General features: G+C 53.8%; 13 protein-coding genes. 5 read left to right on the top strand and 8 right to left on the bottom strand.

The features are described from left to right. The first annotated feature begins 6 nt into the window (after positions 1 to 6). From rpsK to R5R33_RS06275, 5 genes are all read left to right on the top strand, one after another. Positions 7 to 396: a 30S ribosomal protein S11 gene (gene rpsK / locus R5R33_RS06295; RefSeq protein ID WP_043320820.1), complete on the top strand. Its 390-nt coding sequence runs from the start codon at positions 7 to 9 to the stop codon at positions 394 to 396. A gap of 15 nt (positions 397 to 411) precedes the next feature. Next, a complete protein-coding gene (gene rpsD / locus R5R33_RS06290; protein WP_318955187.1) occupies positions 412 to 1,032 on the top strand; it encodes a 30S ribosomal protein S4 in 621 nt (206 codons plus the stop codon). A gap of 45 nt (positions 1,033 to 1,077) precedes the next feature. After that, entirely contained in the window at positions 1,078 to 2,082 is a 1,005-nt protein-coding gene (locus R5R33_RS06285) for a DNA-directed RNA polymerase subunit alpha (protein WP_318955186.1), read from the top strand. 121 nt (positions 2,083 to 2,203) lie between these two features. Next, a complete protein-coding gene (gene rplQ / locus R5R33_RS06280) occupies positions 2,204 to 2,596 on the top strand; it encodes a 50S ribosomal protein L17 (RefSeq protein WP_105101947.1) in 393 nt (130 codons plus the stop codon). Positions 2,597 to 2,705: 109 nt separating this feature from the next. After that, positions 2,706 to 2,987 carry a DUF1315 family protein gene (locus R5R33_RS06275; RefSeq protein WP_318955185.1) on the top strand — a complete coding sequence of 94 codons (282 nt, stop codon included), beginning with the start codon at positions 2,706 to 2,708 and terminating at the stop codon, positions 2,985 to 2,987. A 20-nt stretch (positions 2,988 to 3,007) separates the two neighbouring features. On the opposite strand, the gene R5R33_RS06270 is transcribed toward R5R33_RS06275, so the two are convergent. From R5R33_RS06270 to R5R33_RS06235, 8 genes are all read right to left on the bottom strand, one after another. Beyond that, positions 3,008 to 3,931 (bottom strand): 5-oxoprolinase subunit C family protein, encoded by a 924-nt coding sequence (locus R5R33_RS06270; protein ID WP_318955184.1) that lies wholly within the window; start codon positions 3,929 to 3,931, stop codon positions 3,008 to 3,010. Next, positions 3,931 to 4,698, bottom strand: coding sequence for a 5-oxoprolinase subunit PxpB (pxpB, locus tag R5R33_RS06265; protein ID WP_318955183.1), 768 nt, complete (start codon positions 4,696 to 4,698; stop codon positions 3,931 to 3,933). The genes R5R33_RS06270 and pxpB overlap by 1 nt, the downstream gene beginning before the upstream one ends. After that, positions 4,695 to 5,444 carry a 5-oxoprolinase subunit PxpA gene (gene pxpA / locus R5R33_RS06260; RefSeq protein ID WP_318955182.1) on the bottom strand — a complete coding sequence of 250 codons (750 nt, stop codon included), beginning with the start codon at positions 5,442 to 5,444 and terminating at the stop codon, positions 4,695 to 4,697. Before pxpA ends, pxpB begins: the two co-directional genes overlap by 4 nt. 106 nt (positions 5,445 to 5,550) lie before the next feature. Then, entirely contained in the window at positions 5,551 to 6,342 is a 792-nt protein-coding gene (locus tag R5R33_RS06255) for a WecB/TagA/CpsF family glycosyltransferase (RefSeq protein WP_318955181.1), read from the bottom strand. Between the two features lie 110 nt (positions 6,343 to 6,452). Then, complete coding sequence (locus R5R33_RS06250; protein WP_318955180.1) at positions 6,453 to 7,475, bottom strand: polysaccharide deacetylase family protein; 1,023 nt, start codon at positions 7,473 to 7,475, stop codon at positions 6,453 to 6,455. An 11-nt stretch (positions 7,476 to 7,486) separates the two neighbouring features. After that, entirely contained in the window at positions 7,487 to 8,830 is a 1,344-nt protein-coding gene (gene wecC, locus R5R33_RS06245) for a UDP-N-acetyl-D-mannosamine dehydrogenase (RefSeq protein WP_318955179.1), read from the bottom strand. Next, positions 8,805 to 9,938, bottom strand: a complete 1,134-nt coding sequence (wecB, locus tag R5R33_RS06240) for a non-hydrolyzing UDP-N-acetylglucosamine 2-epimerase (protein ID WP_318955178.1) — start codon at positions 9,936 to 9,938, stop codon at positions 8,805 to 8,807. Before wecB ends, wecC begins: the two co-directional genes overlap by 26 nt. A gap of 400 nt (positions 9,939 to 10,338) precedes the next feature. Next, positions 10,339 to 13,092, bottom strand: a complete 2,754-nt coding sequence (locus tag R5R33_RS06235) for a GumC family protein (protein WP_318955177.1) — start codon at positions 13,090 to 13,092, stop codon at positions 10,339 to 10,341. Between the last annotated feature and the right edge of the window lie 8 nt (positions 13,093 to 13,100).

Genomic DNA, 13,100 nt, shown 5'->3' with positions numbered 1-13,100 from the left:
ACAGGTATGGCTAAGCCAAAAACTACTGTTCGCAAAAAGGTCAAAAAGACCGTTGTCGACGGTGTTGCCCACATCCACGCATCGTTCAATAACACGATCGTGACGATCACTGACCGTCAGGGCAACACTCTGAGCTGGGCTACCGCTGGTGGTTCCGGTTTCCGCGGTTCTCGTAAGAGCACCCCTTTCGCAGCCCAGGTTGCCGCTGAGCGCGCAGGTACTGCCGCCCAGGAATACGGCCTGAAAAACCTTGATGTCGAAGTTAAGGGCCCAGGCCCGGGTCGCGAATCTGCCGTTCGCGCTCTGAACAACTGCGGCTACAAGATCACCAACATCACCGACGTGACGCCTATCCCGCATAACGGATGTCGTCCGCCCAAGAAACGTCGCGTGTAAGAGGGGGTTGACGAAATGGCACGTTATATTGGACCAAAATGTAAGCTTTCCCGTCGGGAAGGTACCGATCTTCAGCTGAAAAGTGGCGTTCGCCCGCACGAGTCAAAGTGTCGCGCGGAAACCAAGCCTGGCGTTCATGGCGCTGGTCGCGGTCGCCTGTCCGACTACGGTGTTCAGCTGCGTGAAAAGCAAAAAGTTCGTCGTATCTACGGCGTGCTGGAAAAGCAGTTCGCAAACTACTATAAGGAAGCGGCGCGCCTGAAAGGTGCAACCGGTGAAAACCTGCTGCAACTTCTGGAAAAACGCCTCGACAACGTGGTTTACCGCATGGGCTTCGGCTCTACTCGCTCCGAAGCGCGTCAGCTGGTTGCCCACAAGGCGATCCTGGTGAATGGTACTACCGTGAACATCCCTTCCTACCAAGTTAAGGAAGGCGACGTCATCTCCATTCGCGAGAAGGCCAAAAAGCAGATGCGTATCCAGAACTCCGTTGCTCTCGCTGCACAGCGCGGTGACGTTGAGTGGGTAGACGTGAACGCGAGCAAGCTGGAAGGTACCTTCAAGCGTGTTCCTGACCGCGTTGATCTGCCGGCAGAAATCAATGAAAACCTTATCGTGGAACTCTACTCCAAGTAAGGCTCTGTTCCATTTAAGGAATAAAACTGTAATACAGGTATGGCTATGCAGACTGCTGTCAACGAGTTTTTGACACCTCGTCGTATTGACGTCACCGAGTACAACCAGAACCACGCCAAAGTGGTTCTGGAACCGCTGGAGCGTGGTTTCGGCCACACTCTCGGCAACGCACTGCGCCGCATCCTGCTGTCCTCCATGCCCGGCTGCGCCGTCACCGAAGTGGAAATCGACGGTGTCGAGCACGAGTACAGTGCAATTGAAGGCGTGCAGGAAGATGTGATTGAAATCCTGCTCAATCTCAAGGAAATTGCGGTGGTGATGCACGGCAAGGACCAGGCAGTGCTGAGTCTGAGCAAGAAGGGCCCGGGCCCGGTTACCGCTGGCGACATCCAGGTGGATCACGACATCGAAATCGTGAACCCCGGGCATGTCATCGCCAACATTACCGGTGACGTGCAGCTCAACCTGCGTCTGACCGTTGTGCGCGGCCGTGGCTACCAGCCCGCCGACGCCCGTCGCGAAGACGAGGATGAGACTCGCTCCATCGGCCGCCTGCAGCTGGATGCCTCCTTTGGCCCGGTTCGTCGCGTCTCCTACAGCGTGGAATCCGCGCGTGTAGAGCAGCGCACCGACCTGGACAAGCTGGTTCTGGATCTGGAGACCAACGGTACTCTGGACCCGGAAGAAGCGATCCGTCGCGCCGCCACCATCCTGCAGCAACAGCTGGCAGTGTTTGTGGACCTGGAAGGTGAGAAAGACTCCCTGCCAGAAGCGAAGGAAGAGGAAGTTGATCCGGTACTGCTGCGTCCGGTTGACGACCTGGAACTGACCGTACGTTCGGCGAACTGTCTGAAAGCGGAAAACATCTACTACATCGGCGACCTGATTCAGCGTACCGAAGTAGAGCTGCTGAAGACCCCGAACCTGGGCAAGAAGTCCCTGACCGAGATCAAGGACGTTCTGGCTTCCCGCGGTCTGTCCCTGGGTATGCGCCTCGAGAACTGGCCGCCGGCCAGCCTCAAGGGCGACAGCAAGCTGAGCTCCCTGTAAAGCATTTGTGGCGCGGGTTCTGCCCGCCCTTGTGAAGAAAACCGAGTGGTGTGTACCTTTGGTAAATACCACTCCCAGACGACTTGCTGAGAAAGCAATTGAAGTCGTGAGGAATTGAGTTATGCGTCATCGCTATAGTGGCCGTAAATTCAGTCGTACCAGCTCTCACCGCAAGGCCATGTTCAAAAACATGACCGCTTCTCTGGTAGAGCACGAACTGATCAAAACCACACTGCCGAAAGCCAAGGAGCTGCGTCGCGTTGCCGAGCCGCTGATCACCCTGGCCAAGAAAGACAGTGTTGCCAATCGCCGTCTGGCTTTCGCCCGTATCCGTGACAAGGATGCTGTGCGCAAGCTGTTCGACGAGCTGGGTCCTCGTTACGAAGCCCGTCCGGGCGGTTACATCCGCATTCTGAAATGCGGTTTCCGTGCCGGCGACAAGGCTCCGATGGCTTACGTAGAGCTGGTGGATCGTCCGGTAGCGGGCGAAGCCGTAGAGGCTGCGGAAGCCTGAGGCCCTGCGCTTTAGGTTGATCGGTACATACCTGTGCCGAGCGAAGGAAAGCCGGTCCCAGACCGGCTTTCTTTTTTTCTGATAGTGTAATTTCGACGGTAGAGTCTCGATGTTCCAGTCTCTGGATGAATTGCTGCAGATCCTCAATCCGCAAATTGTAGGCAGCCTAAAAAGGGCAATTGAGCTGGGTAAGTGGCCAAACGGTGTTGTGCTGTCCCCGCAACAGAAAATGCTGTGTGCGGAGGCTGTGGCCTACTGGGAGCAAAAGCACGCGGCGCCTGTGGAGCGCGTGGGCTACGTCCCACCGAAGGCGACGCCCTGTGCCGATAAGCACGACCATGACCATGACCATGACCATGAGGAAGAGGCGGTCACCTGGGTGGCTTCCTGAAATCCATAACGTGCGCACATTTATTCAATAAGTCTGCTTAGCTCCGCCGTCTTGTCGCGCAGAATGCGGATGGCGGTATCCAGGTCAACCCGAAAGAAATCTATCCGGTCATGCGGTTTGAGCTGGCCGAGCAGATGCTGGTCAGCCGAGATCACGTGGGCGAGGCGGGGGTAGCCCCCAATTGTCTGACCCTCTACAAATGAAATGATCGGACTTCCATCCGGTGGGATCTGTACGCTACCCGGGCAGAGTCCTGATGACGTCATTTGCGGCAAGCCGGCAGTATCCAAACCGTTTCCCGCCAGTCTTATCCCCATACGATTACTTTGCGCTGAAACGCTGTAGGTCGTGCGGTAAAACAGTTCCCGTGCAGTGTCGGCGAACATCTCTGCCTCGGCCCCGTCGATTACCCGTATCTGTGGCCTGGCTGAATATCTCAGTTGGTAATCATTCGATAATTGCCGGGGCGGTTCCCGGCGGCAATTACGTAGCCGAATTTCATCCCCCGCGCGCAGTGCGCGACCGCAATAGCCGCCGAATTCGGTTTGTATGTGCGTGGACAAGCTGCCAAAGGCCGCTGGTAACACCGTTTCTGCGGAGAGCGCGAGGTAAGCGCGCGCGCCGCTTTGCAGTGGACCGAAGGCGAGATGATCACCCTTTTTGACCGCGATTCCCTGGTCATTATCGATGCTTTGCCCGTTTAGCGTTAAATCAAATTGCGCACCGCAAATGGCGATGGAAAGGTCACAGCCAAACTCGATATCGGGGCCGGTGAGTGTAATTTCCAGGCACGGGTGATGCGGTGGATTGCCCAGCAGACTGTTGGCGAGCTGCATCGCCACCGGATCGGCCGCGCCGCCTTTTGCAATGCCGTACTGCATCCAGCCGCTGCGCCCGCCGTCTTGGATACTTGTCTGCAATCCTGCCTTCAGAATGCGCAGCATCAGGTGGTCTCTTTCACTGGATTTGAGGTATTCGCGGCGCTTTGTTTCATGGCTTCGAATTCCTGTGAGGTGATCGACACAAAACGTATACGGTCCAGCGGGCGGGCGATAAAAGGATATTCCCGGTAGGGAGCAAATAGCGAGAGAGGGGTGCGGCCGATAATCTGCCAGCCGCCCGGGGTGGATTGTGGATAAATACCGGTCTGAGCCCCACCGATACCGACAGAGCCAGCAGCCACGCGCAGCTCAGGCTTTGCCTTGCGGGGACACTGGAGTTCGCGAGCGAGGCCGCCCAGGTACAGGAACCCCGGGGTGAAGCCGAGCATATGCACCAGATAATCCGGCTGGCAGTGCAGTTCGATGACACGGCTTTGACTCAGGCCGGTATGTGCGCAGACTGCACTCATGTCCGGCGCGTAGGGGGCGTCGTAGCACACAGGGATTACCACTATCTGTGAACCCTGTGATTGATCCGCCGCGTCCGGGAAGCTTGTCGAGACAATGGTCTCAGCCACAAATTCCCGAATGCGCTGTTGCAGTGAAACATTCACCGGCTCTTGTGCCGCTAACGGGTCATAGCAGACAGTTAGGCATTGATAGGCCGGGATCAGCTCCCTCAACTCCGGCCAATCTCCCCGTTGTACAGCGCGCTCCAGCGTATTTTTCAGGCTGATGACGACCCGGCTCAGGGATTCACCCGGAGTAGCGTCGAAGCATATATCCAGTGCCGCATCGCCATTCTGGCGCAGTGTGAATGGCGGGATCATGCGCAAATGCGGATATCCGCCTCATGCAACGCCTGTTGAAGTCGGGACGCTATGTGCAGGGCTTGTGGGTTGTCGCTGTGCAGGCAAATGCTGTCTACGGTGAAGGCCAGAGGTTTGCCTTCGATGGAAGAAAATGTTTCGCCTTTGATCAGGCACATTGTCTGTTGCCGGCACAGGACGAAATCGTCTATTACCGCACCGGCCTGGGAGCGTGGGGCGAGCTGGTGATCATTCAGATAGCGGCGATCCATGAATCCTTCGCGTAAAAAAGGCTGCCCCAGGTCCCGCGCGGCCTTTTCCATCGCTGCATTGGCCAAGCCGAGAACCGTCAGTTGAGGGAAGCGCTTATGAAACAAGGCGACTATCGCGTGCGCCAGTTTCGGGTCGCCTTCCGCGTCGTTATAGAGTGCACCGTGCAGTTTGACGTGACTGAGGTCGGCGTTGGCTCGTGCGGTAATGTCGTACAGGCTCTCGATCTGCTTGGCGATACTTTGCAGTAACACGCTTTCCGGCAGCGTAAGTGACTTCCGCCCGAAGTTGTCCCGGTCCGGATAGCCGGGGTGCGCACCTATGGCGATCTGTTGCTTCAAGGCATTTTCCACTGTAAGCGCCATGGTGGTGTCATCGCCGGCATGTCCGCCGCAGGCAATATTACAGCGGGAGATGAAGCCCATTAATACCGCATCGCGAGCGCAGTCATCGATGTTGACACCCTCACCGAGATCGCAGTTAATATCAATTTGCACAGGCTGTAATCCGGTTATCCAAAGGCTGATTTTCAGGCACGGAAAAAACCGCTGCCAGATGGTCGCGGGTGTAATTGCCGAAGCGACTTATTCTCTTACCGGCTAGCTATTTACTCGTGCGGGAAACTTGTTGGAATTGAGCCCGCTTCGGTGTGCGGCGTGAAAGCCGGCTACGCAATTTTTCCCTGAGCAATAGCCATGCAAAGGCGCTGTTGGTAAAAAGGTACCTGCGCCACATGCGTCCGGGCTCTTGCAGCATCCGGAACATCCACTCGAGACCGGCCCGTTGCACCCACAGCGGTGCTCGCTGGACCTTTCCTGCGACCACATCGAAGGTGCCACCGACACCCATCACGAAATCGACACCCAGGGTATCGCGCCAGCGGTGGATGAAATTTTCCTTGCGAGGTGAAGTGATGGCGACAAAAAGCAATCGCGCACCGGATTGGCGGATTTTCTCCACCACGGCCTCCTCCTCGTCCCAGAAATAGCCATGATGCCAGCCTGCAACGTTTAGCTGGGGGAAACGCGATTTTAGCTTTAAAACCGCATCCTGCACCACCTGCTCCCGGGCGCCGAGAAAATATACCGGAAATTCATGTTCTGAACTCATGTGGAGCAGTGAGTAAAACAGGTCTATTCCCGCTACCCGCTCGGGTATGTCATGGCCGAGAAAACGTGCCCCCCAAACGACACCCATTCCGTCAATATTGATGATGTCACAGGACTTAACCGACGCAGATAGCTCCGCATCGCGCTGCATATGAATCAACTTGGCCACGTTCACAACCACGTGCTGGGTGAACACTCCGCTGCGTATTCTTTCTGCAATAGATGCCACGGTATCGGGCATGGAGGCCACATCCATCGGTACGCCTAGTAGTTCGATTCTGTGCATTATGGCTATATCTCCAATTTATGAGTTCAAATCGCCGCGGAAAAGGAGTGCGTTATCCCATGGGGCTTGCAGGGAAAACCGATAGGCGCGAGATAAACAACGAATAGCGCTTACCCATCCGCGAGTGCAGGGGCCGGTGCATGTGTGTTGATTTTCGGTTGTGGATAACCTTCGAGTTGTCCGCCGTTACTGTAGACTTCGTCGAGCCACGAGCTGAGGTGTTCAAGTCCAAAGGGAGTAAGGGATTTCGGGTGGCCCATGGCGACGAAATGTGTGTGTTGATGCTTTTTGGCCTGTTGAAAGGCCCGGCGCAGTAGCGTTGCCTTGTAGCCGTCAATCGACACTGCCATATGGGAGTAGTGCGTCAGCAAGTGCAATAAATCCCGGCGCCCATTTTCTATCGGAGAGCCGTCACCAAACCTTGTGTGTCGATTTGCCTGGCCAAACAGCCGGACAAGCGCAAACCGCCAGTAGAAGAGCGGCGAAACATACTGGGACGATATCGCCATTTCGGTGAAAGCGCCGTTAGGCTCCGGTTGACAAGGGTCGGTATCAAATCTCCAGCAGCAACGCCGGGGTGCTGAGCGGAAGTCGAACCGGTGCACTTCGGACTCGGCGGCACCACCATGGAATACGGAGCTGTCCACTCGAATACCATTTGTGCAGAGTGCATCGGCGATGGAGGAAAATGGCTGCACACACCAGCCGCCCGCGCGAAAAACGAAAACTTTGCGCGTGAGATGGGAGTTGAGTTCCCGTACACATCGGGTGACCAGGCTTGCGATATCTTGGCGCGACCACTGTGCAAGCCGGTAGCGGTCGGTAACCATGTGCCAACGGCCGCCATCGTGCCAAGAATCGAACCAGTGCGGATGTATGTGAAGTTGTATCTGGTGGCCACACGCTTCGAGCTGGCGTATGTGCGAAACTACATCCGAATAGTCGCGCGCAAGTTTGACGGAGCGGCGACTGTATTCTCGCAGTCGTACCAGGTAACTGGCGTCGACAAAAAAGACGGCGGACGCTGAATGGTTTTCCAGTACTTTCAGCAACGCATCGCAGCCCTTGATCATACAGGCCTGCGGTGTACCGGTTTGCTTGCCAAAAAATAGCTCGTAATCGAGCGTCAGCATAACCCGCATGTTCAGACACTGTCCCGGATCAGGCCGGGAACTCTCGCGTTTTGGCGAAAGACATCCGCGTTATTGGTCAGTCGTGATACCAGGCCCCGTGTGTCGATTACCGCCTTACCAGAAAGCTGCTTTGCATCGATATCCAGAAACTCTTTGTGATCAACCAGGATCACGGCAATATCGGCGCGGGCCAAGGCAGCGTCGAGCGGGGAAAGCGTAACCCCGAGAGAGTTGAGCTCAGCGGGGAGTGCGGCGATATTCGGTTCTACGGCCAACAGCGTGCCGCAGTGCTTGCTTGCCAGTTGCTTCACCACCTGCATTGCAGGGCTCTCCCGCAAGTCGTCAATGTCCGGCTTGAACGCGAGGCCCAGGCAGGCAATCACTGGGTTGTCGATTGCGCGGGCTGCTTGTTCTACCTGGGCGACCACATAGGGTGGCCGACTGTCATTTACGGCTCGTGCCTGCGCAATCAACTTGGCCTGTTGCGGTGCGCTACTCACAATAAACCAGGGGTCAACGGCAATACAGTGACCGCCAACGCCGGGACCGGGATTCAGAATGCGTACGCGTGGATGGCGATTCGCCAGTCGGATGAGCTCCCAGACATCAATATCCAGGCGGTCGCAGATAAGCGCCATTTCATTGGCAAAGGCAATATTGACATCCCGATAGGCATTTTCCGTAAGTTTGGTCAGTTCCGCAGTGCGGGCATCGGTAACGATGCAGTCGCCCTCCACAAACAAGTGGTACAGTCCCATTGCGGCGGCACTACAGGCATCGCTCAGTCCGCCAATTATGCGGTCGTTGGTAACCAGCTCCTCCAGTACACGCCCAGGTAGTACCCGTTCCGGGCAGTACGCGATGTGTATATCTGCAGCGACTGTGCCACCGGGGTGTGGAACCCTAAGATCCGGACGCGCGGCCTGAATCCATTGGGACATTTTTTCGGTGGTGCCAACCGGTGATGTCGACTCAAGTATGATCAGGTCACCGGATTTGAGTACCGGTGCGATGGACTCAGTGGCAGCACGAATAAAGCTCAAGTCTGGCTCGGGGGTAAGCTGTTCTGGTCCTTCCGAAAATGGCGTGGGTACCGCGATAACAAAGGCATCTGCGGGTTCTGGTGTAGTAACGGCGCGCAGCAAGCCCGCATCGACCACCCTCTTGACCAGAAAATCCAGTCCCGGTTCATAGATGTGAATGCGTCCCGCATTGATGGCGGCTACTGCGGACTGACGAATATCGACGCCGATTACTTCAACACCAGTGGAAGCCAGAATCGCTGCGGTGGGTAAGCCGATATATCCGAGTCCGACAACGGATACACGATTAAACGGCAAGTTCCTGGGTAGCATGCAAAATTCCTTTTATGATTTTTTCACAGGCGAATCCATCGCCATAGGGGTTCTGGGCTGCGCTCATTGCTTCGTAGGCAAAGTCGTCATTGAGTAGTGCGGTGACACCAGCCACAATTTTTTTACTGTCGGTGCCCACCAGCTTGACGGTACCTGCGCGCACGCCCTCAGGACGTTCGGTGATGTCGCGCATTACCAGTACCGGCTTACCCAGCGAAGGGGCCTCTTCCTGGATGCCACCGGAATCGGTCAGAATCAGGTGGGCGCGGTGCATCAGGTAGACAAACGGAAGGTAGGTGAGCGGGCTGATCAAGTGCACGTTGTCGAGCCCTGCGAGCATTCTGTTGACCGGTTCCCGTACCCGTGGATTCATATGTACCGGGTAGACAAACTGAATATCGTCGCGCGTCGCGAGCTCACGAATGGCGTGACAGATGTTCTCCATGCCTGCACCAAAATTTTCTCTTCTATGGCCGGTAACCAGGATGATCTTCTTGTCCGGATTCAGGAAAGGGAATTGAGATTCAAGCTCTGAGCTCAGGGTGTCGTCTGTCTCGATACGGCGGACCACATCAATGAGCGCATCAATGATGGTATTTCCCGTCACCGTAATTCTTTCGTCAGAAATGGACTCGTTCAGCAGGTTCTGCCGAGATAGCGCGGTTGGTGCAAAATGGAATTCAGCGATTGCCCCGGTAAGCTTTCGATTCATCTCTTCTGGCCAGGGACTGTAGATGTCACCGGTGCGCAACCCCGCCTCTATATGGGCCACAGGGATTTTGCAGTAATAGGCAGAAAGCGCTGCCGCCAGTGTAGTGGTGGTATCTCCGTGCACAAACACCCGATCCGGCTTGGAGTCGTTTAGCACATCGCGCATGCCCAACAAAATACGCGAAGTAACCTGAAAAAGATCCTGATTGGCTTCCATGACGTTCAGGTCGTAGTCCGGAACAATGTCAAACAGCGACAGGACCTGATCCAGCATTTCTCTGTGTTGGCCGGTAACACAAACTTTGGTTTCAAATCTCGAGTCCTGACGCAGCAGGTTGACAAGAGGGGCCATTTTTATCGCTTCGGGACGGGTCCCGAATACCAGCAACACTCGCATAACTCGTCGCTTCCAACCTTGAAAATTTTATTTCGAGGGCGTCGGCAACCGTTGCCTGGGCCCCCCGGAACCAGCGGGCACTGATCTCAAACAGGTCAGCACATACTCTTTATAGTCGCGTGCTCATTGTTTATCCCACTTGAGACTATGGTTTCAGTTGGAATATATGCCCATTTTTTTCCACAAAATAAATTTTATTTCTTCCAGTTATGTGCTGGATCGGAATGTATGGGCGAAAGAAGCGAGAGACAGGTTCTGGAGTGCCTTTTTTACGATGGGGACGAATACGGGTGGGCTGTAAAAAGAGTCGCGGGCTTGTCAGGCCCGCGCGAGTCGTTAGGGGGGTGAACGATTTTAAAAAATTATAGATCTCAGATGAGTCTTCTATCCTGATTTCCAATCAGGTAGTTTGGAGCTTTCTTGCCCGTTTGCGTCTTCTCTTGTTTTTTGATGTTTTTACATCAGCCTCTGTATCAGAGGCGTCTTGTGTAATTTCTTCAAAAGCTTCTTCTGTAGAAGCCTCTAAAATTTCCTCTGGAATTTCCTCTGGAATTTCCTCGGAAACAATTTCTTCATCATTCTCTATGGCTTCTGCGAAGGGTTCCTCTGTAGTATCTTCTGGAGTTTCCTCGGATATGTTCAAACACGATTCTTCTGAGGACTCTTCGCTGATATATTCTGTAATTGTTTCAGCTAAGTTGTCCTCGACTTCTGTGGAGCTTTCTTCGCAAATATCGCCGGAATCGGTATTCGGATTTTTTTCAATGTTATCGGTTTCTAGCGAATTTTCTTCCTGAGGCTTGTCTTGCAATTCCAGTTCTTCGGATTCAAGCATTGCAAGGTTGGATTCATCAGGGTTTATTTCTTCTTTAAACTCAGGTAGGTCATGCTCCTCATTGGACATCCGCGGCTCTTCATCAATATTAACTGGCGAGAGCTGCTCCGGATTCGCTTGCGTGTGCTCTGTTGAGCCATACGCAGGCAACCCTTTGCCATAATTGTAGTCGTAGTATTCATCTGCGTAGATGGCATCTTTACTTGTGTCTACGTGTGTTAGTACTACGCCATCAATTTTTGAACCAACTTGCGTAAGCCGACCGATAGCCCGGTTTACAGTGCGTTTGTTGGTTGAGTCATATTTCACAACATAAAGAATGGCGTCTGCCAGGTGTGAAATAATCAGAGCATCGCTGACAGCCTGGATCGGAGGTGTATCAATAATAATTCGGTCGTAGTTCTCGGCTAGTTGCTTGATGACATCACTAAATTGATGCGCAACGATAAGTCTTTGCGGGTCTGGCAAGTAGGTCCCTGCTGACATCACGCTGAGGCCGCTGCTGCTATATGCATGCACACACTCATCAACCGAACAGGTGCCCTGTATTAGGTTTGTTAACCCTGGGCTTTCACGAACGATACCGAAATCCGTGCCAATTGTAGGTTTTCGTAAATCTGCATCGATGAGAAGAACCCGTTCGACTTGGCTCATCGCAAAGGCAAGATTTTCTGCGACAGTCGATTTACCTTCATCAGGTACGGACGATGTCACCATGATTACACGCATCGTCTTCCCAAGACCGGTAAGCACCACCCCCGTCCGCAAAGTGCGCACCGCTTCACTGAAAGTGTGTTGATCTGGGTCGAAATATGTGCCTAATTTAAGGCCTCCATCTTTTCCATTGGTGACTTTTGGCAAAAGTCCAATCAGGCGTTGCCCAAGGTAGACTTCCACGTCTTCAGGACTGCGAACACCCAGGTGCAGGAAATCGAGTAGCAGCGCTAGTGCGGTCGAAAACACCAGGCTTACAATTAGAGCCATACCAGCAAGTAATTTCTTATTGGGTTTGTTGGCTTGCCGGGGTGCTACCGCAGAATCGACCAGTCTTGCCGGGGAGATTTCGAATCCGGAGGCTTCCCGAGTCTCATTTACTCGCGTAAAGAAAGTGTCATAGAGCTGCCTATTCACTTCCACTTCCCTGACCAATTCCTGATAACGGAATTCCTTCTGGGATACGTTCTGGTAATTTTCCTTAGCGCGCTCCACTTCAAGCTCTTGTGCCTGTACGCGCGCGAGAGCGGTGTTATATTGACTTTCGATTGCCTTGGCGATAATGCGTACTTCGTTGGCCAGTTGGCTGCGAACCATTTTCAATTCATTACTGGCGGCGACCATCGCTGGGTGTTTTGACTTATAGCGGCGGGCCAATTCAGCTACGTTTCTTTCTGCGACAGCCTCATTGCGTTTTATTTCCTGAATCAGGGGATTGCTGATGACCTCGGGCAGATTGGCAAGAGCTATCTCGTTACCCTGATTTCTTTTGAATTGCGCAAATACGCTGTCGATTTGCTTGAGTTCACGCCGCATGTCCTGAAGTTGTGCTGTTGCCGTATTCAGGTCCCTCTCGGAAAGGCCGTTTACACCGCTGATATCAAGCAGGTCTTCACTTTCGCGGAAGGCCTGGAGGTTTTTCTCTGATGTGTCCAGCTTTTGGTGGAGCTTCTCCAGTCGTTCATTGAGCCAGGAAGTGGCTCGACTGGTGAATTGGTTTTTTGCTTCTGATTGCAAAGCAATAAACTCTTCAACCGTAGCATTGGCAACCTGCGCTGCGAGTTTTGCAGATTTCGCTTCGAATTTTACCCGTACCAGGTTGGTATTCCTTGATGGCTCGATAGTTAGCCGTTTGAGGAACGCGGTAGCGATATCGTCAAGATCCAAGGGGGGGAGGCTATCGCTGGTTGAAGTGCTATCACTTTTGAATAACCCCGTGATCGCGTCCAGCGGTTTTTTGCTGGAGCTCCGACCAGAAAACTCGGGGTTGTCCATCAAGTTCAGGCGCAGAATGACCCTCTCGGCCACCTGTCGAGACTGTAGCATTTCTGTTTGCGTAAGAAGGTAGTCCCGGCGTTGAGAGCCAAGATCGTAGATTTCTTCTACAGAAATTGGGTTTGATTGATCGACTTCAAAAACGAGAGAAGCCGTTGCCTGATAACGCGATGGTAGTGCGAGAATGATCGCAACGGAAATCGCGGTGATCGCCACCGTCAGGCCGATAATCATCCAACGCTTGGCGAAAATAATTTTCCAATAGCGTAGCAGATCGATTCCCTGTTCCTGATTCAGTTCATCGACGTCATTGCCATTTGCATGGTTCATATCGTTTC

This window comes from Microbulbifer pacificus (assembly GCF_033723955.1).
Taxonomy (GTDB): domain Bacteria; phylum Pseudomonadota; class Gammaproteobacteria; order Pseudomonadales; family Cellvibrionaceae; genus Microbulbifer; species Microbulbifer pacificus.
This window is presented reverse-complemented; position numbering and strand designations above follow the sequence as displayed.

Coding starts and splice junctions, on each gene's coding strand:
- rpsK (WP_043320820.1), top strand. CDS start 7: ATGGCTAAGCCAAAAACTACTGTTCGCAAAAAGGTCAAAAAGACCGTT.
- rpsD (WP_318955187.1), top strand. CDS start 412: ATGGCACGTTATATTGGACCAAAATGTAAGCTTTCCCGTCGGGAAGGT.
- R5R33_RS06285 (WP_318955186.1), top strand. CDS start 1,078: ATGCAGACTGCTGTCAACGAGTTTTTGACACCTCGTCGTATTGACGTC.
- rplQ (WP_105101947.1), top strand. CDS start 2,204: ATGCGTCATCGCTATAGTGGCCGTAAATTCAGTCGTACCAGCTCTCAC.
- R5R33_RS06275 (WP_318955185.1), top strand. CDS start 2,706: ATGTTCCAGTCTCTGGATGAATTGCTGCAGATCCTCAATCCGCAAATT.
- R5R33_RS06270 (WP_318955184.1), bottom strand. CDS start 3,931: ATGCTGCGCATTCTGAAGGCAGGATTGCAGACAAGTATCCAAGACGGC.
- pxpB (WP_318955183.1), bottom strand. CDS start 4,698: ATGATCCCGCCATTCACACTGCGCCAGAATGGCGATGCGGCACTGGAT.
- R5R33_RS06255 (WP_318955181.1), bottom strand. CDS start 6,342: ATGCACAGAATCGAACTACTAGGCGTACCGATGGATGTGGCCTCCATG.
- R5R33_RS06250 (WP_318955180.1), bottom strand. CDS start 7,475: ATGCTGACGCTCGATTACGAGCTATTTTTTGGCAAGCAAACCGGTACA.
- wecC (WP_318955179.1), bottom strand. CDS start 8,830: ATGCTACCCAGGAACTTGCCGTTTAATCGTGTATCCGTTGTCGGACTC.
- wecB (WP_318955178.1), bottom strand. CDS start 9,938: ATGCGAGTGTTGCTGGTATTCGGGACCCGTCCCGAAGCGATAAAAATG.
- R5R33_RS06235 (WP_318955177.1), bottom strand. CDS start 13,092: ATGAACCATGCAAATGGCAATGACGTCGATGAACTGAATCAGGAACAG.